A 301-nucleotide genomic window follows, 5' to 3' on the forward strand; every position below is an offset into this window, starting at 1 on the left:
TGAGCTCGTTCCGCTTTGACGGACACCGTCGGTGTGGTGCTCAGGCCGCGAGTGCGGCTTCGTATTCGGCGGGACTGCGGTAGCCGAGACTGCTGTGCAGCCTGCGGAGGTTGTACCAGCCTTCAACGAACTCAAAGATGGCGGCACGCGCGAGGGCCCGGCTAGGCCAGGGGCGGTCGCAGGGAAGTTCGCTCTTGAGGGTGGCGAAGAACGATTCGGCGAGTGCGTTGTCCCAGCACTGACCAGTACGGCCGACAGACAGCCGGACACCGAACTCGCGGGCCAGTTCCGCGAATTCATG

1 protein-coding gene is annotated in these 301 nt (G+C 64.5%); it reads right to left on the minus strand.

What is annotated here, in order from left to right:
* Window positions 1-40 precede the first annotated feature (40 nt).
* A partial coding sequence (locus O5O46_RS35200; RefSeq protein ID WP_269859761.1) for an integrase core domain-containing protein occupies window positions 41-301 on the minus strand: 261 nt, incomplete at its 5' end.

This window comes from Streptomyces sp. RPT161 (genome assembly GCF_027533845.1).
Taxonomy (GTDB): domain Bacteria; phylum Actinomycetota; class Actinomycetes; order Streptomycetales; family Streptomycetaceae; genus Streptantibioticus_A; species Streptantibioticus_A silvisoli_A.